The organism is Arthrobacter sp. Y3225209, from assembly GCF_059090685.1.
Map to the genome: position 1 here is coordinate 80,742 of NZ_JBNHFW010000006.1, position 19,371 is coordinate 100,112.

Annotated in this window: 17 protein-coding genes; 1 reads left to right on the plus strand and 16 read right to left on the minus strand. The window is 65.4% G+C overall.

The genetic code is table 11. The features are described 5' to 3' along the window. Window positions 1-118: 118 nt before the first annotated feature. A complete protein-coding gene (locus AC5RVB_RS05650; protein WP_227901841.1) occupies window positions 119-466 on the plus strand; it encodes an RNA polymerase-binding protein RbpA in 348 nt (115 codons plus the stop codon). A gap of 99 nt (window positions 467-565) precedes the next feature. Here AC5RVB_RS05650 and AC5RVB_RS05655 read toward each other — a convergent pair whose 3' ends face one another. The 16 genes from AC5RVB_RS05655 to AC5RVB_RS05730 all read right to left on the minus strand — a co-directional run bounded on the left by AC5RVB_RS05655 (window position 566) and on the right by AC5RVB_RS05730 (window position 19,330). Then, the gene (locus AC5RVB_RS05655; RefSeq protein ID WP_494142180.1) at window positions 566-1,294 is read right to left on the minus strand and encodes a polyprenol monophosphomannose synthase; all 729 of its coding nucleotides are present in this window, start codon (window positions 1,292-1,294) and stop codon (window positions 566-568) included. Window positions 1,295-1,809: 515 nt separating this feature from the next. Continuing rightward, window positions 1,810-3,459: an amidohydrolase gene (locus tag AC5RVB_RS05660; RefSeq protein WP_494142181.1), complete on the minus strand. Its 1,650-nt coding sequence runs from the start codon at window positions 3,457-3,459 to the stop codon at window positions 1,810-1,812. Window positions 3,460-3,508: 49 nt separating this feature from the next. Continuing rightward, window positions 3,509-6,361 carry a DEAD/DEAH box helicase gene (locus AC5RVB_RS05665; RefSeq protein ID WP_494142182.1) on the minus strand — a complete coding sequence of 951 codons (2,853 nt, stop codon included), beginning with the start codon at window positions 6,359-6,361 and terminating at the stop codon, window positions 3,509-3,511. A 71-nt stretch (window positions 6,362-6,432) separates the two neighbouring features. Further along, on the minus strand, window positions 6,433-7,218 hold the full coding sequence (gene tatC / locus AC5RVB_RS05670) for a twin-arginine translocase subunit TatC (protein WP_227901845.1): 786 nt from the start codon (window positions 7,216-7,218) through the stop codon (window positions 6,433-6,435). 47 nt (window positions 7,219-7,265) lie between these two features. Beyond that, entirely contained in the window at window positions 7,266-7,562 is a 297-nt protein-coding gene (tatA, locus tag AC5RVB_RS05675; RefSeq protein WP_227901846.1) for a Sec-independent protein translocase subunit TatA, read from the minus strand. Window positions 7,563-7,595: 33 nt separating this feature from the next. Further along, on the minus strand, window positions 7,596-7,931 hold the full coding sequence (locus tag AC5RVB_RS05680) for a hypothetical protein (RefSeq protein WP_227901847.1): 336 nt from the start codon (window positions 7,929-7,931) through the stop codon (window positions 7,596-7,598). A 44-nt stretch (window positions 7,932-7,975) separates the two neighbouring features. Continuing rightward, on the minus strand, window positions 7,976-9,946 hold the full coding sequence (locus AC5RVB_RS05685; RefSeq protein ID WP_494142183.1) for a helix-turn-helix transcriptional regulator: 1,971 nt from the start codon (window positions 9,944-9,946) through the stop codon (window positions 7,976-7,978). A 97-nt stretch (window positions 9,947-10,043) separates the two neighbouring features. Beyond that, window positions 10,044-10,439, minus strand: a complete 396-nt coding sequence (locus AC5RVB_RS05690) for an FKBP-type peptidyl-prolyl cis-trans isomerase (protein WP_227901849.1) — start codon at window positions 10,437-10,439, stop codon at window positions 10,044-10,046. Between the two features lie 51 nt (window positions 10,440-10,490). Next, on the minus strand, window positions 10,491-11,444 hold the full coding sequence (locus tag AC5RVB_RS05695) for an FKBP-type peptidyl-prolyl cis-trans isomerase (RefSeq protein ID WP_227901850.1): 954 nt from the start codon (window positions 11,442-11,444) through the stop codon (window positions 10,491-10,493). A 177-nt stretch (window positions 11,445-11,621) separates the two neighbouring features. After that, entirely contained in the window at window positions 11,622-12,983 is a 1,362-nt protein-coding gene (gene pafA / locus AC5RVB_RS05700; protein ID WP_227901851.1) for a Pup--protein ligase, read from the minus strand. Continuing rightward, the gene (gene prcA, locus AC5RVB_RS05705; RefSeq protein ID WP_494142184.1) at window positions 12,983-13,723 is read right to left on the minus strand and encodes a proteasome subunit alpha; all 741 of its coding nucleotides are present in this window, start codon (window positions 13,721-13,723) and stop codon (window positions 12,983-12,985) included. The genes pafA and prcA overlap by 1 nt, the downstream gene beginning before the upstream one ends. Before the next feature lie 2 nt (window positions 13,724-13,725). Further along, window positions 13,726-14,550: a proteasome subunit beta gene (gene prcB / locus AC5RVB_RS05710; RefSeq protein ID WP_227901853.1), complete on the minus strand. Its 825-nt coding sequence runs from the start codon at window positions 14,548-14,550 to the stop codon at window positions 13,726-13,728. A 3-nt stretch (window positions 14,551-14,553) separates the two neighbouring features. After that, on the minus strand, window positions 14,554-14,763 hold the full coding sequence (locus tag AC5RVB_RS05715) for a ubiquitin-like protein Pup (RefSeq protein ID WP_494142185.1): 210 nt from the start codon (window positions 14,761-14,763) through the stop codon (window positions 14,554-14,556). 40 nt (window positions 14,764-14,803) lie between these two features. Continuing rightward, window positions 14,804-16,399: a depupylase/deamidase Dop gene (gene dop / locus AC5RVB_RS05720; RefSeq protein WP_494142202.1), complete on the minus strand. Its 1,596-nt coding sequence runs from the start codon at window positions 16,397-16,399 to the stop codon at window positions 14,804-14,806. A 14-nt stretch (window positions 16,400-16,413) separates the two neighbouring features. Then, window positions 16,414-18,174 (minus strand): proteasome ATPase, encoded by a 1,761-nt coding sequence (arc, locus tag AC5RVB_RS05725; RefSeq protein WP_227901855.1) that lies wholly within the window; start codon window positions 18,172-18,174, stop codon window positions 16,414-16,416. Window positions 18,175-18,274: 100 nt separating this feature from the next. Continuing rightward, window positions 18,275-19,330 (minus strand): tRNA (adenine-N1)-methyltransferase, encoded by a 1,056-nt coding sequence (locus AC5RVB_RS05730; protein ID WP_227901856.1) that lies wholly within the window; start codon window positions 19,328-19,330, stop codon window positions 18,275-18,277. Window positions 19,331-19,371: the final 41 nt, after the last annotated feature.

Sequence of the window (19,371 nt, forward strand, 5' to 3'; positions counted from 1 at the left end):
GTGCAACAACAGGCGGCCAGGGGTGGCCGGCCGGATGCCTACCGGGGACGACAGGGCGACGGCACCGGCATGACAGAGGGTCCGCCAGCGGATCCAGCGTATTGATGAGGGAGAAAAGATGAGCGATCGTAGCCTGCGGGGTATGCGCCTGGGCGCGCAGAGCATGGAGACAGAATCCGGCGTAGAGCCGGCTCCCCGCCAGCGGGTGGAATACCGCTGTGAGGACGGCGAGCGTGTTTTCGTAACTTTCGCTGCCGAAGCGGACATTCCCCCGGTCTGGATTTCCAAGACCGGCAAGGAAGCGCTTCTGGTAGACGGTGAGAAGCCGGACACCAGCAACGACAAGCCGGTGCGTACGCACTGGGACATGTTGCTGGAACGCCGCAGCATCGAGGAACTCGAGCAGATCCTCCAGGACCGCCTGACGCTTCTGCGCGAACGCCGCGGAGAGCGCACCAGCGCCTAGTCTTCCTGCATCCGCACAGGCCTCGGCCCGGCGCCACTGAAGACACAAGCAGGGCGGCTGCCGTAACGGCAGCCGCCCTGCTTTTTTGTGCCCGGAATCCTAGCCGCGGCCGGTGAGCTTCTTCCAGCGTGCCGACAGGCCCCAGCGGGTGACGTTGGCGATGGCTTCGAACACAATGTTGCCGCTCATCTTGGAGGCACCGAATTCACGCTCGACAAACGTGATGGGCACCTCGGTAATCCGCAGCCCCATCCGGGCCACCCGGAACGTCATATCCACCTGGAAGCCGTAGCCAACGGACTCAACGGCTCCGAGGTCCAGCTGCTCCAGGGTGCTGCGTCGGAAGGCGCGGTAGCCCGCGGTGATGTCCCGCACCGAGATGCCGAGCATCAGGCGGGAATAGGTGCTCCCGGCCCGGGAGAGAAGCTTCCGGCGAAGCGGCCAGTTCACTACGGAGCCACCGGGTACCCAGCGCGAACCGATCACCAGGTCCGAGCCGGCCTTGGATGCCTCCAGCAGGCGCGGCAGTTCTTCGGGACGGTGTGAACCGTCCGCATCCATCTCTACAAGGATGTCGTAACCGCGCTCCAGTCCCCACCGGAAGCCGGCGATGTAGGCAGCGCCAAGACCTTCCTTGCCCCGGCGGTGCAGCACATGCACCTGGGGGTCCTTGGCGGCGATTTCGTCTGCGTAGGCGCCGGTACCATCCGGGCTGTTATCGTCCGTAATCAATACATCCGAGTCGGGGACGGCGTTCCGCAGACGCGTGAGCGTTTTGGGCAGCGACTCGATCTCGTTGTAAGTAGGGATGATGGTCAGGACACGCACTCGCTAAGCCTTTCGTGGACGCACGCCGCCGCTGTTCGCGGCCGGCACGGGGATCTCTCCCCCGGCAGAGTACCCAGTATATGGGAGTGCGTGTTGGTGTTCTTCCGGCCGGCAGCTGCGGAGGCGCACACATCCGGGCGGGTTCAGCCGTCTTCGGGCCAGTACCGGCTGAATGCCGGGCCTGTTTTCTACTGACGGTTGAACCCACCCGAGTGCGCTAATACTGGACCCGGAGACCGGCGGCCTGCGGCGTACGCGAAACCCCGGCGCGTTGTATCGCGGCCCTTGCAGCACGGTCACGGCCGATCTGAGCAGCACAAAAACGACGGCCGGGTGTAGCCGGACAAGGCCTCTGTGCGCCTTCGAAACGGACGGTCCCGACTGCGGTTCTCATAGCCTACGTGCTGACCCTCAACTGTCAATAAGGCTGCTGACTAGGGGTTTTCCGTATTGTCGCAGGTCAGAGCGGCATTCCGCGGTGCATGGATTGGTTGGCATTTTTGCCGGGCTGCCAGCTACCCGGCGAGGTCCGATGCGCGGTACAGCTCTATGCCGTTATGAACGGTCTGCAGGCAGCGCGGTTCATCACCGGTATCCAGCGCCGGGAGCAGCGGCGTACCGGCCCTCGGGTCCGTACTCCAGGCCGACACGTTGGCATCCGGGGTTTGCACCATAAGCTCCTGCACCTCCCAGACGGCAAAGGATGCCGGCGCGCCCGGGGCCAGCTGGCCGAGCATGAAATTGCTCTCACCTGCCGCCCGCCAGCCTGCCCGGGTGTGTCCGATAAATGCGGCCCGTGCGGAAACCCGTTCCTTGGGGTTCGAGTGGAAGACGGCTGCCCGGACCCCGGCCCAGGGATCCACGGCCAGGACGGGGGTGTCCGAGCCCAGGGCCACGGGGACCCCGGCGGAGAGCAGCGAAGCCATCCGGTTCATCTGCCGGCTCCTCTCCCCCAGCCGCTGTTCGTACAGCCCGCCCGGGTTGCCCCAGGCAGCGTCAAAGCCCGGTTGCAGGCTTACGCCCACTCCGAAGCGGAGGAGCCCGGCAATAGCCGCATCGTCGGTCATTTCGGCATGCTCGAGCCGGTGGTGGGCGGCACGGATGGCTGCCTCGCCCACCGCGTCGGCTGCCAGCTGCAGCCCGGCCAGGGCAACATCCATGCCCGCGTCGCCAATGACGTGGAAGCCGCCCTGCAGCCCTGCCCGGGTCATCAGCTCCAGATGCCGGCCTACCTGTTCCGGGGTCAGGTACAGGGTTCCGGTGCCGCCGGGTTCGTCGGTGTAAGGCTCACGCAGGGCTGCCGTCCTCGCGCCGATGGAACCGTCTATGTTCAGGTCTCCTGCCAGACCGAGCAGCCTGCCCTCAAAGAAGTCCAGCAGCCCGGCTACCTCCGCCTCCGTTTCCACCAGCTGGCCCCAGTACGGCAGTACCTGCGGCAGCGGAGTCTCCGGAAGGGCGCCGTCCAGTCCGAGGAGCCGGCGCAGGTCCTCGGGAGGCGCAATGTGCGGGGCCGCCATTTCCGTCACGGCCACTATGCCGCGGGAAGCGGCATGCCTCAGGGCTGCCTGCTGGAAGACCGCACGCTGGTCCGGGTCAATGGCGCGGGAGACGGTACGGGCCGCTTCGTGCGCGGCCCTCACCACAAAGCCGTTGTCCCACCCGTCATATTCGTGGAGCTGCATGTCGGCTGCAAGGGTGCCGGAAACCACCGCGCAGTGGACATCGGTGCGGGAGAGGTACACCGGACGGTTGCCGGAGGCCGCATCCAGTTCGGCGGCGGTGGGGACCCGGCGCTCGGGCCAGGACGATTCATCCCATCCGGAACCAAGGATCAGTCCCGCGGTCCCCTTCGCGTAGCTGCTGACCCGCCCGAGCAGGTCCGCCAGGGAGCTGCAGCCGCTGAGGTCCAGCGTTTCCAGGGACATGCCGAGTTCGGTGGTGTGGACGTGTGCATCCACGAAGCCCGGGGCCACCAGCGCACCGTGCAGGTCCACCACCTCCATCCTGCTGTCCTGGATGGAGGTGGCGGCGTGTTCGGAACCCACCCAGGCCACGGTGTCGCCATCGACGAGCATGGCGGTGGCGAAAGGGTCAGCGGCACTGTAGACCGAGCCGTTGCGGTAGAGCGTCAGGGTGGGGGCGCTCTGGATGGGACTGCCGTTCAAGGACTCACCTGTTTTCTGTAGAACTATCGGTAAAACGTACGGAACGTGGTTAGCCCACGTTGGAGTAGGCGACGACGCCGCGCCGCACCAGGGCAATGGCGTCAAGGAAGCGGCGGCGCATTCCCGGCGGCAGGTCCGGCACCTTGGCCAGCTGGTCGAGCAGGTCAATCACCTGCTTGGCCCAGCGCACAAAGTCGCCGGCGGCCAGCTCGGTGCCGTTCAAGGCGACCTGCAGGTGCTTGCCCTTGACCCACTTGTACATTGGCCAGACCAGCCCGAGTTCCGGTTCCCCGGTCTCGGGCAACCGGGATGCCTCTTCCATATCGGTCAGCTCGGACCACTGCCGGATGACCGTGTCCACGGCGACCTCCAGCAAGATACTGGGCATCTTGGGCCGCAGGCCGCGTTCCTCACGCTTGGCCTGGTAGACCAGTGCCGTGGCAAGGCAGGCGAGTTCGGCTGCATCCAGGTCATCGAAGGCACCCTGTTCCAGTGCCAGGGCAACCAGGAGGTCCTTTTCGCCGTAGATCCGCCGCAGCTTCTGGCCTGCCGGTGTGACGGCGTCAGTACCGGAGGCATCCGGCGCCACATAGCCGTAGCGGGTGAGGACGTCGCAGACCCGGTCGAAGGTTTTGGCAATCGTGTTGGTCCGGCCACGGATCTGGCCGACCAGGTTGTCGGTCTCGCGGCGAAGCTTCCACCATCGCTCAGCCCAGCGGGCATGGTCTTCCCGTTCGCTGCAGCCATGGCAGGGATGCGCACGCAGCTTGCGGCGCAGCTCGGCAATGGCCTTCTCCTGCCGTTCGGTTCCGGCAGTGTGCAGCGTATTGGCACGTGCAGCGGCAGGACGCGGCGGCCGGTGGTCATGCAGCGCGTTACGCAGTGAGGAGGCAAGGTCGCGCCGGTCCTTGGGGGAACGGGAGTTAAAGGATTTGGGGATCCGGATGTGCGAGACGGCCTCGGCAGGACCGTCCAGGTCCATGCTGCTGATCCGCCTGATTTGCTTGTCCTCCGTCAGGACCGAGGGACGCACCTCGTGTGCGGCGGCATCCACGTCCAGGACCACGGCGTGGCCGCCGATGCGGCCGCCGGGTATGAGGATGATGTCGCCGGGACGCAGGTTCTCCAGCGACGCGGCGGCGGAGCTGCGCCTGTTCCGGGCACGGGACTTGGAAGCTGCGGATTCCAGGTCCGATAGTTCCCGGCGAAGCGCCGAGTACTCGGTGAAGTCCCCGAGATGGCAGGTCATCGCCTTTTCGTACCCGGCCAGTGATTCCTCACGGGAACGGACCTGTTTGGCCAGGCCCACCACTGAACGGTCGGCCTGGAACTGGGCGAAGGAGGATTCAAGGATTTCGCGTGCCCGTTCCCGGCCGAACTGGGCAATGAGGTTGATGCTCATGTTGTAGGTGGGCCGGAAGCTGGAGTTTAGCGGGTAGGTCCGCCGTGATGCCAGGCCGGCAACGGCAGCAGGATCGGTTCCGGGCTGCCACAGCACCACGGCATGGCCCTCGACGTCGATTCCGCGGCGTCCGGCACGTCCGGTGAGCTGGGTGTACTCCCCTGCCGTGATGTCCACGTGGGCTTCGCCGTTGAACTTGTCCAGCTTTTCCAGCACCACTGATCGTGCCGGCATGTTGATGCCCAGGGCCAGGGTTTCGGTGGCAAAAACGGCACGGACCAGCCCGGCTGCGAAGAGACGTTCCACCACCTCCTTGAAGGTGGGCAGCATGCCGGCATGGTGGGCCGCGAATCCGCGGACCAGGCCTTCGCGCCAGGTCCAGAAGCCCAGCACTTCCAGGTCATCCTCCGGAATGTCCTGGGTAGCCTCATCCACCACCCGGGCTATTTCCCGGCGTTCCTCCTCGGTGGTCAGCCACAGACCGGCGTCGACGCACTGTCGCACGGCGCCCTCGCAGCCGTTGCGGGAGAAAATAAAGGTGATGGCCGGCAGCAGGCCGTTGCGGTCCAGCTGGGCAATGACCTGCGGGCGGGATGCACGAGGAATCCGGGTGATCGGCGGACCGCCGTTTCCATGGCCGCCCGGACGGTTGCCGCGGTGCCGGTCGCTGCGCCCGCCGCGGGATGATCCCCGGGCGCCGCCCCAGTGCCCGCGCTGGTTCACGCGGGACTCGGCCCGCGCGAGTTCGGCCAGTTCAGGGTTTACCCGGTAGCGCTCCTTGATGCCGGGCTGTTCGTCTGCGGCTTCGTCGAACGAGACATCGGATTCGAACAGGTCGTAAATGTCCCTGCCCACCATGACGTGCTGCCACAGCGGAACCGGCCGGTGTTCGGAGACCACCACGTCGGTGTCTCCCCGCACGGTGTCCAGCCAGGCCCCGAACTCTTCGGCGTTGGAAACCGTGGCGCTCAGTGAGGCAACCAGCACATCGGAGGGAAGGTGGATGATCACTTCCTCCCACACCGCTCCGCGGAACCGGTCAGCCAGGTAATGCACTTCATCCATGACCACATAACCAAGGTCCATCAGTGCATCGGAGTCGGAATAGAGCATGTTCCGCAGCACTTCGGTGGTCATCACCACTACGTCGGCGTCCGGATTGATACTGGTGTCCCCGGTGAGCAGCCCCACGCGTTCACTGCCGTACGCGGCCGCCAGCTCCGTGTATTTCTGGTTGCTCAGCGCCTTGATGGGAGTGGTGTAGAAGGCCTTCAAACCCTTTTCAAGGGCGAGGTAGACGGCAAACTCCCCCACCACCGTTTTTCCTGCCCCGGTGGGAGCGGCCACCAGGACGCCGCGGCCGGCTTCCAGGGAACGGCACGCCTCCGACTGGAAGGCATCGAGTTCAAAGCCCAGCGACTTCTCGAAGATTCCGAGGGAGGTTTTGCGATGTTCGGAACGTTGTTTTGCGGCGAGATACCGCTCCGAAGGAGACGTCATAAACCCAGCCTATGCTCTGTGTGCCCGGCACTGCGCCATATCATCGGTGGGCGAACGTGGACGGGGCCGGTTCAGAGCTCGTGTACGGGCGTGGCGGTGTTCACGTCCGCTGCCACGGCGGCTTCCCTCGATGCCTGCCTGCGGATCCGGCGCTTGTCATTGATCAGGCAGATGCCAACGGCAACGGCAAACAGCAGCAGCAGCGGCGCGGCGAGGTAGAACATGCTCAGGGCGTCGGCACCGGGGGCTGCCATGGCCGCAAACAGGCAGATCACAAACACCGTAATCCGCCAGTACTTCAGCACGGTTTTACCTGTGAGCAGGCCAGCAAGGTTCAGTCCCACCAGGAAGACAGGGATCAGGAAGGCGATGCCGAAGGCCAGCAGCAGCCGCAGCACAAAGGCCAGGTAGACGGAGGCGGTGATGACGTTGGAGCCGCCCTCGGGGGTGAACTCGGTCAGCACACGCACGGCGTTGGGCAGGATGAGCCAGGCCAGGCCGACACCGGCCAGGAACAGCGGGACGGCGGCAGCGAGGAACCCCAGGGCCGCCCGGCGTTCCTTGGTCTTTAGCCCCGGCGTGACAAAGGCCCATGCCTGGTAGAGCCAGACAGGGCTGGAGACCAGCAGGCCGATAAAGACCGAGACCTGGATCATCTGGTCAAAGGGGGTAGCCACACCCTCAAAGTTGATCGTGGTGAAGCGGCCGTCGCTGTTGCCCGCATCGATGAGGGGCCTGGTCAGGGCTTCGAAGACGGGCAGGTACAGGAAGAACCCGCCCACGGTGCCCAGGACCACGGCGACGGCGGCCTTGACCAGGCGGTTGCGGAGCTCCCGCAGGTGCTCCTTGAGGGCCATCCGACCCTCAGGGTTGGATTTGCGCCCTTTACGCAGCGCCACGGCTGCTAGCGGCTGGCGGGCGGGTTACCCGCGGAATCCGGGGAACTTCCGGGGGTACCGGACGGCGGAGTCTGACCGGGGAAGAACGTCTGGGACTGTGCCTGCTGCTCAGGGTTCACCACGTGGCCCTCCACCGGGTCGGTGGCGGGTTTGGGGTCTTCGTCCTTCATCTGGCGTACCTCGGACTTGAAGATGCGCAGGGACTGACCAACGCTCCTTGCCAGGCCCGGAAGTTTCGGGGCGCCGAACAGCAGGATAGCCAGTACAACAATGACAATGATTTGCCAGCCTTCAAGCCTCATGGCGGGGTCCTTTCGTTGAGCAATAATTCTATGTCAGAGATCCGGGAGATCGCGCCATGCGCGCGGCTGTCCCTTGGCTGTACGGCGTTCAATGCGCCGCTGCCGGCGTGCGTCGCGGCGCGCGGCCTTCCCGGCCTCGTAGGACGTTCGTGCCGTTGCCGGTTCCATGAAGATCCCGCCGCCGCCCTCCTCCACGACGGTGGAGGACACCGTCTCCGGGACGCTGAAGGACAGTTTCGCTGAAGCGGTCTCGAACTCGCGCAGGATGCCGAGGAACCGCTGGAAGAGCCGGTAGCCGATCAGGGCGTAGAACGCCGCCGCGCCTGCCGCGAGGGCAAGCCAAATGAGTATCCAGGACCACCAAGGCATAGTCCCAGCATAGTGGAGTCTGCTGTGCGGGAACGCAACGGTTCCTAGGCGGGCGGATAGTTCGCTGCGGCCTCCCTTAGCCAGGCCTGCGTTGCTGATCGCAGCTCCGGCGGTGATGCGACGGCGGCGGCTCCGCCCAGCCGGGCAATGAACGCCGGAATCCAGTCGGTATGGGCTGTGCGCAATTCAACTGCCGTCCTGCCGTCGGGAAGGTCCGCGCGCCGTTCGGCGTCGTAGGCTTCGGCCACCCACAGGGCTGACGGCTCCAGCACCAGCACAACCAGGCTGTCCAGCGGCCCTGGCGTGAAGAGGCTCGACGGGAAGGCGGCATCCGTTCCGGGGGCATGGGTCAGGGCCGGCCCGCTGTCCCGGACGCCGTGGATACGGTCCAGCCGGAAATGCCGCATTGCTTCGGCCCGGTGGCACCAGGCTTCCAGATACCAGGTGTTGTCCACGGAGAACAGGCGCCGCGGGTCCACCGTGCGGTCGGTGAGCTCGTCACGGCTGGGTACCAGATAGCGCAGTTCAAGCTGGCGGGCGCCGGCAATGGCCTGCTGGAGCTGGGCCAGGACCGGCGCGGCCGCGGAGTCGTCCAGCCGTGCGGCGACGGCGGTTCCGACTCCGCCTGACTCCCCCGCTGCCGCAGCAAGCTTCTCCAGTGCACTGGCGACCGCCGCTGAGGAGCCGATTCCGGGAAGCGCCGAAAGCGTGTCCAGTCCTACGATCAGTGCCGCTGCCTCGTCCATCCCGAAACGTACCGGCTCGGACAGGTCGTCCGCGTTCTCAATGTAGATCCGGTCATCATCGAAACTGACATCCATCAGGCCGTTGGGGTAATGCCGGGGTCCGCTGACAAAGAGCAGGTTCAGGTCCTTGGCCAGCTGTTCCTTGCTCACCCCGAACACGGCGGCGGTTTCCGCCATATCCGCGCCCTGGTTGGCCAGGACATAGGGCACCAGGTCCAGCAGCCTGGTGAGATGGTCCTGGGCGCCGGAGGCCTGCCGGTGCCCGGGTGCCGCGGGTACCTGCAGCTCGAATGCCGGCAGCGGTCTGTCCTGGACTTCAAGGGATGCCGTCAGGGCGGTCCGGACGCGGTCCACGTACTCTGCCGGCTCGACGGCGACGGCGGCGGCTCCCAGCGCCGCCGTGTCGGCAGCGAGGGCATCAAGGTCACGGACCAGCAGGTGCAGCCGGTCCCGTCCCCCGGATCCTTCGGTTACGGTCAGGGCCTCAAGGCGCAGTGCGGCGCCGGACCCGGGACGCACGTCCACGGCCGCCGGGCGTGGGGGAAACACGCCGTCGAGCGAGGCCAGGGAGGCATCCATGTCAAAGTCCGCGGGCACGGTGTAGGTGCCGGGCCGCAGCCGGACGGGTCCGTCCATCCGTGAGAGCCGGAAGATCCGCTCGGCGTTGCGGTCAAGGTCATAACCGGCCAGGTACCAGTGGCCGAAGCGGCTGCCCATGCCCCACGGCTGCACGCGGCGCAGTGAGTGCTCTCCGGCCCCGGCCGGCCGGTAACCGAAAGTGACCGGGGTGCGTGTCGTGGTGGCCTGCCAGATTTCGTCGAAGTGCGGGTCATTGGTGCGGATGGTGGGCTGCAGCGGAATCCGGCCGGCGTCTTCGGGCAGCACGCCGCGGGCCTGGAGTTTGCGCAGGGCACGGGCGGCGGCGGAGCCCAGGGAGGCCTGGTCCCACATGCGCGCTGCCAGGCCCAGGACCGCTGATTCCTCCGGTGTGAAGCGGACGCCGGGCAGGCGGTACGCGTCCTGCCGGATGCGGTAGCGCTGGATGGTGTTGTCCTCGAACATGGGGTCTTCGCTGTAGGACTCCACGGGGATGCCCTGCTCGCGCAGGAAGGCCTTGTCCCGGTCGAAAAGCTTCTCCCGTGCTTCCGGCGAGGAAGCCTCTGCATACAGTTCGATCTCTTCGAACAGCTCGTGCTTGGTAAAGCCCCTGCGGGTGGAGAGCAGGGCAATGACCAGGTTCAGCAGGCGTTCGGTTCTCTTGGCGGACACGGGAGCTAATCTACCTCCCTTCCGGGCAGGGCAGACGACAAAGGGCGGAACCGCCGTCGGTGATGACGGCGGCTCCGCCCTTTGCGGAGGATTCGGATCAGCGGACGCCGAGCAGGTCCACCACGAAGATCAGGGACTCTCCCGGAGCCACGGCGGAACCGGCACCCCGGTCGCCATAGGCCATGGAGGACGGGATTTCCAGCCGGCGGCGGCCGCCGACCTTCATGCCCAGCAGGCCCTGGTCCCAGCCCTGAATGACCTGGCCGACTCCGACACGGAAGTCCAGGGGCGTGCCCCGGTTCCAGGACGCGTCGAATTCCTCGCCGGTGGAGAAGGCAACGCCCACGTAGTGGGTGGAAACCGTGTCGCCTGCCTTCACTTCCTGGCCGTCGCCAACAACGATGTCCTCGATGACGAGATCAGTGGGTGCGTCGTGTTCCGGGAAATCAATCTCCGGCTTCTGACGGTCGTATTCGCGCTTTCCGAATGACATGGTGCTCCTCGCGGTTGAGTCAGGTGTGTCTGGTAAATCAGGTGTTAAAGGCTACTTGACTTCCTGGATGTCTACGACAAACACCAGCGGACCGGACGGGCTGCTGCCGGCGGCAGGATCACCGTAGGAGAGCTCGGACGGCAGGACCAGGAGCACCTTGGAACCGGCCTTCTGGCCGGCCAGGCCGTAGGTCCAGCCGGAGATGACGTTGCTCAGCGGGAACTCGGCGGGTTCTCCCCGCTCGTAGCTGGAGTCGAAGGTGGCACCGTCGCGCAGTCCCACGCCCAGGTAATCGGCCACAACCGTGCCGGACGCTTCCAGCACAGGACCGTCGCCCTCCTCGAGGACCTTCACGATCAGCTTCTCCGGCTCCTCGGCGCCTTCGGGGATGGTGACCGTCGGCGTTCCGTCCTCGGCGAACGTGACCTCGGGCAGCTTGCCGTCAGCGCTGAGGGATTCGACTTCCTCCGGGGCCATCAGCAGGCTGCCGTCCGCGTTGCGGGCGGCTGCTTCATCCTGGGTCAGCGGCTTCACGGTGTCCTTGGCGTCGGTGACGGTGAAGACGAGGAAGTTCTCCTCACGGCCCGTCTCTTCGTCAGCCGGGATGTAGTACGCGAAATCGGAGCCCACGGGTGCACCGAGCAGTGCGTCATACATCTGGGAGTTGCCGGTCTTGAGGTTTTCGTCCACGGCAATGCCTTCGGCCTGTTCCGCGGTGTAGGTCTCCTGGCTGATGGAACCGTCTTCAGGGTTCACAATGGCCAGACGGATCATCGCCGTCTGCTCGGCCGCAACCTCGGCACCGTCACCGTTGTTCACGCGGGTCAGCGTGGGGTCTTCCGCGCTCAGCGGCTTATCAAACTCCACGGTGGGGGCGGCACCGTCCTCTCCCCGTTCGATCTTCACAGAGGACAGCGGGCCGGCGTCGTTCCCTTCGCCCTCACCGCCGGAGCAGGCGGTGAGGAACAGCAGGAAAGGAAGGAGGATGGCTAGTACTTTGCGCACAGTACTTCTTTCAGTGGTGGACATGGGTGTGATGCGGGCGGGCACAAGGGCCCCGGGGCGCACGGGGCTTCCCGGCCGGGAGCCGGGCGCCGCGCAACACCGCAACAGGCCCACCCTAACGGGTTCTCCTGAGTGAATCCTAGGCGCGGCGCAGGAGCCGGTCCTAAAGGCACGGCCTTAGAGGGTGGACAGAAGCGCTTCCACCCGCTCGTCCACGGAGGCAAACGGATCCTTGCACAGGACGGTCTGCTGGGCCCGGTCATTAAGCTTCAGGTGCACCCAGTCCACCGTGAAGTCCCGGTTGGCGGCCTTGGCACGGCGGACAAAGTCACCGCGCAGCTTGGCCCTGGTGGTCTGCGGCGGCTGGTCCACCGCCTCCTTGATGTCACTGTCCTCCACCACCCGCGCGGTTTCCCCGCGTGCCTGCAGCAGGTAGAACAAACCCCGGCGCCTGGAGATGTCGTGATAGGTCAGGTCCACCTGGGACAGGCGCGCGGAGGACATCTCCAGGCCGTGCCGTTCACTGACCCGGTCGACCAGCTTCTTCTTGATGGCCCAGTCAATCTCGGTATCGATACCTGAATGGTTCCCGGATTCGATTGCGTCCAGGGTCCGTTCCCAGAGGTCCACCACGCGTCCGGTATGCCGGTTGTGCCCGCCGTTCACGGCCACGAAGTCCTTGACCCGCTGCAGGTAGATGCGCTGCAGTTCCAGCGGCGTGATGGTGGAGCCGTTGGCCAGTCTCAGCGGCTGCCGGCCCGAGAGGTCATGGGAGGTTTCCCGGATGCTGCGGATGGGGTTTTCCAGCCGCAGGTCACGCATCAGCACCCCGGCCTCGATCATCCGCAGCATCAGGTCCACGGATCCGGCCTTGAGGAGCAGGGTGGTTTCGGACATGTTCGAGTCCCCGGCGATCACGTGCAGGCGCCGGTAGTGCTCGGCGTCCGCATGCGGCTCGTCACGGGTGTTGATGATGGGCCGGGACCGGGTGGTGGCCGAGGAGACCCCTTCCCAGATGTGGTCGGCGCGCTGGGAGAAGGCATAGAGGGAACCGGACTGGGTCTTGAGCACCTTGCCGGCGCCGACCAGCAGCTGGCGGGTGACCAGGAACGGGATCAGCACATCGGCGAGCCGGGAGAACTCCAGCCTGCGCGGGATCAGGTAGTTTTCGTGGCTGCCGTAGGAATTCCCGGCAGAGTCGGTGTTGTTCTTGAACAGGTAGACGCTGCCGTTGAAGCCTTCGGCCTTCAGCCGGTCTTCGGCCTCGTCCACCAGATCGTCCAGGATCAGCTCACCGGCCCGGTCATGGGCCACCAGCTGCGCCAGGTCGTCGCATTCCGCGGTGGCGTACTCGGGGTGGGATCCGACGTCGAGGTAGAGGCGGGAACCATTGGTGAGGAACACGTTGGAGGAACGTCCCCAGCTGACCACCTTGCGGAAGAGGTAGCGGGCTACTTCCTCCGGGGACAGGGGCCGTGAGTCCGGCCCTGAGTAGGCAATGCCGAATTCCGTTTCGACGCCGAAGATCCTGCGGTCCATCAGTCTCCTTCCGCGCTGGACAGCAAACGGTCCAGCTCAACGGTGTTTATCCTGCGGAAGGCCCTGACGGTCCCCCGTGTGGAGAGCGGGTCCCTGTCGAGGACGGCCACTTCGAGCAGGCCGGCGCCCAGGGGTTCAGCCGGCTGCCCGGATCCGGCGCCCTCGGGCGTGCGGGTGGCAGCCAGTGCACGCACTGCCGTCCGGATGGCGGACGGGAAGTCCGCGTCCTGGTTCCAGGTGCGTGCCAGTGCTTCGTTGACAATTTCGGCCTGTCCGCCCATTACCGTGTAGTTGCTTTCATCGGCGATTGACCCGTCGAAATTGAGCCGGTACAGGTGGTCGGAGTAGGGATCGGCACCGACCTCCACTACAGCCAGTTCCACCTCGAACGGCTTGCCCTCGGTGGTAAAGACCGAGCCCAGGCTCTGTGCGTAGACACTGGCAAGGCCGCGTGCTGAGACGTCGTCCCGGGAATAGGAGTAGCCGCGCACGTCAGCGAACCGGATGCCTGCCTGCCGCAGGCTTTCGAATTCGTTGTATTTGCCGACGGCGGCGAAACCGATGCGGTCGTAGATTTCGCTGAGTTTATGCAGTGACGGCGAGGGGTTCTCCGCCACCAGGGCAATCCCCTCGCGGCAGGTAAGCACCACCACTGAGCGTCCCCTGGCGATGCCTTTCCGGGCGAAATCCGCCCGGTCTTTCATGAGCTGTTCGGGCGAGACGTAGAACTGCTGGGTCACGGTTACGCCTCCAGTCCGGCGGCGGAGCGCCGTTGGATCAGTTCAGTCGAAAGTTCCTGCAGTTCCCGTTCGGGGATTTCCCGGTTCCCGGCGCTGTTGACCACGTAGATCACGGGCCAGAGGCGGCGTACCACATCGGGCCCGCCGGTGGCCGAATCGTCGTCGGCTGCGTCGTAGAGGGATTCCACCGCCACCCGGACCGCTTCGTCCTCGTCCATATTCGGCCGCCAGAGTTTCTTCAGGGCGCCCCTGGCAAACACGGATCCGGAGCCTACCGAGTGGTGCTCATATTCCTCATAACGGCCGCCGGTGACGTCGTAGGAGAAGAGCCGCCCGGTCCGCCGCTGCGTGTCGTAGCCGGCGAACAGCGGAACCACGGCCAGTCCCTGCAGCGCCAGCGGCAGGTTGGAGCGCACCATGGCTGCGAGCCGGTTGGACTTGCCGTCCAGGCTCATGGGCGTGCCTTCGATCTTTTCGTAATGCTCCAGCTCCACTTGGAACAGGCGGATCATGTCCAGGGCAAGCCCGGCGGTACCGGCAATGCCCAGGACGGAGTAATTGTCCGCCGGGAACACCTTCTTGATGTGCCGGCTGGCAATCATGTTGCCCATGGTCGCCCGCCGGTCCCCCGCCATCAGGACGCCGCCCGCGTAGGACAGCGAGACGATGGTGGTGGCCTGCGGAGCCAGCCCGGCTCCGGATCCCGCGGATACGGGCCCGAGGGTCCGCGATGAGGGCAGCAGTTCCGGGTTATGCCTGGTGAGATGTTCGGTGAAGGAGGACGAGGGTGCTTGATGGACAGCGGCAGCAGGGTCCCGGGGGCCCATCCGTCACTGACCGCCCTTTTGGATAAAACCGCGGACAAACTCTTCCGCGTTGTTCTCGAGGACACCGTCAATCTCATCCAGCAGGTCGTCCACGCCTTCTGTTTCCGCGCTGGCCGCGGGTGCCTCCGTCTCGGCTGTGGGATGAGGAACTGCTTCGGTTTCCTCCTGTTCGGCGGGATGCGTTCCGGTGGTTTTGCGGTCCTGGGTTGCCATGATGCGAAGCCCTTTCTTGCCCGGGGGATGAATCCTAGTCCTATGGTGCCACGGTGGCCGCTGAACCGGTCAGGAGTCTGGCGACAAAATCCTCCGCATCGGCGGAAGCGTTGAAAAGTTCCTCGGTCAGGGCCCTGGTTCCGCGCAGCGGCTCCCGGGTGGGGATGCGCTGAAGCCGCCGGCGGGAGGGCAGTTCAAAGATGATGGAATCCCAGCTCGCCCCGATCACTTCACGGGGGAAGCGTCGGAGGCAGTTGCCGCGGAAATAGGCGCGGGTGTCCTCGGGCGGATGCGTCACGGCCCGGGCGATCTCCTCATCGGAGAGTACCCGGTTCATCTGCCCGCGTGCGGCCAGCCGGTAGTACAAACCCTTTTCCGGGCGCATGTCCGAGTACTGCAGGTCCACCAGATGCAGGCGCGCATCGGACCAGGCCAGCCCGTCGCGTTCCCGGTAGGCCTGCAGGATTTTCAGCTTGGCCACCCAGTCCACCGAGGCTGCGGCTTCCAGGGGATCCCGTTTCAGCGTGCCCACCAGCGACGTCCAGCGGGAGAGGATGTCCTCGGTGTCCGCGTCCGCCTCCCCTGCCGCGCGGGCGTGGGCGGCGGCAGCCTGAAGATACATCTCCTGCAGGTCCAGCCCGGTGACCATCCGGCCGTCGGCCAGTTCAACCAGCTGCTGCAGGGTGGGATCGTGGCTGATCGCCTGCAGCGCGCCCACCGGATCCCGGAGCTCTATGGCGGGAACGGTGCCGGCCTCGATCATGGACAGGACCAGGGAGGTGGTGCCCGTCTTCAGCAGCGCGGACACCTCACTTAGGTTCGCATCACCGATGATCACGTGCAGCCGGCGGTATTTTTCCGCCACCGCGTGCGGCTCATCCCGCGTGTTGATAATCGGCCGCCGGATGGTGGTCTCCAGGCCGACTTCGGTTTCGAAGAAATCCGCCCGCTGGCTCAGCTGGAACCCCTGGCGCTGGTTGTTGGTGCCGATACCCACCCGGCCCGAGCCGACAATGACCTGGCGCGAAACAAAAAACGGCACCAGACCGCTGACAAGGCTGCCGAACGGGACGCTGCGGGGCACCAGGTAGTTCTCGTGGGAACCGTAGGAGGCGCCTTTGTTGTCGGTGTTGTTTTTGTACAGGTTCACGGGAGCAAAACCCGGCATACGCGCAATGTGGCGCATCGCCGCGAGCACCACCGCGTCCCCGGCCTTGTCCCACAGCACTGCGTCGCGCGGCCGGGTGACCTCCGGGGACGAGTACTCCGGATGGGCATGGTCCACGTACAGGCGTGCCCCGTTACCCAGCACCATGTTCATCAGCACCGGATTATCGGAGGTCTGCTCCCCGTAGAGGGCAGCGGGTCCCCCGCCCTCCAATGCGATCTGTTCGGCGTCGAGCACCGGCGGATCATCGGTGAGCTGGGTGGGATCCGCCGCCGCCCGGGGCACCGCAAATCCGCGGGCATCATTGAGCGGTGCCTCGTCCGTGTAGTCCCAGCGCGTTCCGGAGAGGTTGCCCGCTCCGGCACGCAGGCTCGCCGCGTAGGCGTTGACAATCTGGCTGGAGAGCACAGTGGCGTTGGCCGAGGGCAGCGACGGCGCCAGGATCCCGTATTCGGTCTCGGTTCCCATCACGCGGCGCACGGTCACAGATACTGCCCCGGGTTGGCGGCGGTTTCGATGGTGCGGCCCGGTTCCTGACCGGCCTTGCCCTGGACGATGGTGCGGATATAGGTAATGCGCTCGCCCTTCTTGCCCGAGATCCGTGCCCAGTCATCCGGGTTGGTGGTGTTGGGCATATCCTCATGCTCGCGGAATTCATCCACGACGGCGCGCATCAGGTGTTCGATGCGCAAACCGCGCTGATGCAGCTGGAGCAGGTCCTTGATGGCGTACTTCTTGGCCCGGTCCACAACGTTCTGGATCACCGCCCCGGAGTTGAAGTCCTTGAAGTACAGCATCTCGGTGTCCCCGTTGGCGTAGGTGACTTCCAGATACTCGTTGGCCTTGTCCTCTGCGTACATCTTTTCCACGGTGCGGCGGATCATTTCGCGGACCGTGGCCACCGGATCGTAGCCGTGTTCGGCCAGGTCTTCCCGGTGCAGGGGAAGGTCCGGGGTCAGGTACTTGGTGAAGATCTCTGCGGCCCCTTCCGCGTCGGGCCGCTGGATCTTGATCTTCACGTCAAGCCGTCCCGGCCGCAGGATGGCCGGATCGATCATGTCTTCACGGTTCGAGGCGCCGATGACGATCACGTTTTCCAGCTTTTCGACGCCGTCGATCTCGCTGAGCAGCTGCGGAACAATGGTGGTTTCGACGTCGGAGGACACTCCGGTTCCACGGGTGCGGAAGAGCGAATCCATTTCGTCGAAGAACACGACCACGGGGCTTCCGTCCGAGCCCTTTTCCCGTGCCCTGCCGAAGATCAGCCGGATGTGGCGCTCGGTCTCCCCCACGTACTTATCCAGCAGTTCGGGACCCTTGATGTTCAGGAAGTAGCTGCGTGCCCCCTGCATGCCGGTCTGTTCCATCACCCGGGCAGCCAGGGCATGTGCCACGGCTTTGGCAATCAGGGTTTTGCCGCAGCCGGGAGGGCCGTAGAGCAAAATGCCCTTGGGTGGCTTCAAGCCGTGTTCGCGGTACAGGTCCGGATGCATAAAGGGCAGTTCCACTGCGTCGCGGATCTGTTCGATCTGCGGACCCAGGCCGCCGATGTCTGCGTAGGAGATGTCCGGGACCTCTTCCAGGACGAGGTTCTCCACTTCACTGCGCGGAATCTTCTCCAGCGCGTAGCCGATGCGGGTGTCCACGGTCAGCGCGTCACCCACCCGCACTTTCTCCCGGCCAAGGGGACCATTGAGCCGGACCACGCGCTCGTCGTCGGCCCGGCCGATCACCAGCACCCGGTCCGATCCCAGGAGTTCCTTCACCGTGAACAGTTCGCCCGCCCGTTCAAAGCCGAGCGCAGCTATCACGGTGAGGGATTCGTTGAGCAGTACCTCCTGGCCCGGGACTATCTGTCCCAGGTCCAGGAGGGGGGAAACCGCCACGCGCAGTTTGCGCCCGGACTGGATGATGTCCAGGCTCTCCTGGACGGCTGCCGCGGTGGTCACACCGGGCTGCGCGTCACCGCGCTGGTTGACTCCGATCACGGTGCCAAAGCTGAAAGGTGTGGCACCCTCGTTCTCCAGGGCATCCTTCAACCGGATGATCTCCGACTTCGCGGTCTCCAGCATGGCCACGAGCCGGGCGTTGTTGTGTGTCAGGGCAGCAAGCTGCCGGTCCAGATTCCGTAGTTTGTCACGAAGGACATTCAACTGCCGTGCTTCCGTGCTGGTTCCAGCCGCTGAGGATACGGGCCGGGTTTCCCCGGTTCCCGGTCCGGTGTTCTCGGGTTCAGCCATCATGCCGACCGCCTTCACGTTGCTCTGGGTCTGTCCAACGACAGTAACCCAGGGCGCCGTGAGAAACACGGGGTCAGGTCTCTTGTGTTTCGGCAGTTACCCGTTATGGGGTGCCGGACTCCTGCTGGAACTTTTCAGCGCTTTCCAACGCACCCCGCTGGACGGTGGAACTGGCGTCCCGTGCCGCCCGGCGCAGCTTGTGGGCTGAGACCTCCCGCTCGCCCACCGCAGCGGGGGTCCACGCGTTCATGTCCTCTTCGCTGAAGTTGGTCTTGGACGCCCGGCGCTTGGCCACGAGGCCGGTGGCACCCTCGGCCAGCCGACGGGCTGTCAGAAGGAAACCGGTGTGCGCCACCATGCGGTGGTCCGGCCGTACGGCAAGCCCCTCCAGGTGCCAGCCACGGACCATGGATTCCCAGCCATCGGGTTCGGTGAAGCGGCCGTCGGCCCGGATGGCCTCTGCAGTGCGGGAGAGCTGGGTAACCGTGGCGACGTAGGAAATCCATACACCGCCCGGGGCCAGGACGGTGGCAACGGCGTCGGTGCATTCCCAGGGGGCGAGCATGTCCAGGACCACCCGGTCCACGCTGCCGGGTGCCTGGGTCTTCACCACTTCGTCCTGGAAGTCGCCCAGGCTGATGTCCCAGGCCGGGTGCGGTCCGCCGAAGAAAGTCTCCACGTTGCCGCGGGCAATCTGTGCGAATTCCTCACGCCGTTCGTAGGAGTGCAGGCTGCCCTGGTCACCCACGGCACGCAGCAGTGAAATGCTCAGCGCACCGGAACCGACGCCGGCTTCCACCACCCGCGCGCCCGGGTAGATATCCGCCATGGTGACGATCTGCGCCGCGTCTTTGGGGTAGACCACGGCCGCACCGCGGGGCATGGAGAGGACGAAGTCGGAGAGCAGCGGGCGAAGGATCTGGTACTGGTGGCCGGCCGTGTTCGTGACAACGGACCCTTCGGGCAGCCCGATGACGGAGTCGTGCTGCAGGTAGCCGCGGTGCGTGTGGAATGCCCCGCCCTCGGTGAGGGTGATGGTGTTCCGGCGTCCCTTTTCGTCGGTGAGCTGGACCCGCTCGCCGGGGCGCAGCGGCCCCCTGCGGATTTCAGCTCCGTGCGGCGCTGCGGCGGTGTCCTGCTCCTGGTTATCGGAGTTCATGGTGTTTCCTTTGGTTCTTGTGCGGGTCTGTACTGCCTCGG

Coding starts and splice junctions, on each gene's coding strand:
- dop (WP_494142202.1), bottom strand. CDS start 16,399: ATGGGAACCGAGACCGAATACGGGATCCTGGCGCCGTCGCTGCCCTCG.
- AC5RVB_RS05715 (WP_494142185.1), bottom strand. CDS start 14,763: ATGGCAACCCAGGACCGCAAAACCACCGGAACGCATCCCGCCGAACAG.
- tatC (WP_227901845.1), bottom strand. CDS start 7,218: ATGGCCCTCAAGGAGCACCTGCGGGAGCTCCGCAACCGCCTGGTCAAG.
- AC5RVB_RS05680 (WP_227901847.1), bottom strand. CDS start 7,931: ATGCCTTGGTGGTCCTGGATACTCATTTGGCTTGCCCTCGCGGCAGGC.
- AC5RVB_RS05690 (WP_227901849.1), bottom strand. CDS start 10,439: ATGTCATTCGGAAAGCGCGAATACGACCGTCAGAAGCCGGAGATTGAT.
- AC5RVB_RS05730 (WP_227901856.1), bottom strand. CDS start 19,330: ATGAACTCCGATAACCAGGAGCAGGACACCGCCGCAGCGCCGCACGGA.
- AC5RVB_RS05650 (WP_227901841.1), top strand. CDS start 119: ATGAGCGATCGTAGCCTGCGGGGTATGCGCCTGGGCGCGCAGAGCATG.
- tatA (WP_227901846.1), bottom strand. CDS start 7,562: ATGAGGCTTGAAGGCTGGCAAATCATTGTCATTGTTGTACTGGCTATC.
- arc (WP_227901855.1), bottom strand. CDS start 18,174: ATGATGGCTGAACCCGAGAACACCGGACCGGGAACCGGGGAAACCCGG.
- AC5RVB_RS05665 (WP_494142182.1), bottom strand. CDS start 6,361: ATGACGTCTCCTTCGGAGCGGTATCTCGCCGCAAAACAACGTTCCGAA.
- pafA (WP_227901851.1), bottom strand. CDS start 12,983: ATGGACCGCAGGATCTTCGGCGTCGAAACGGAATTCGGCATTGCCTAC.
- prcB (WP_227901853.1), bottom strand. CDS start 14,550: ATGGGCCCCCGGGACCCTGCTGCCGCTGTCCATCAAGCACCCTCGTCC.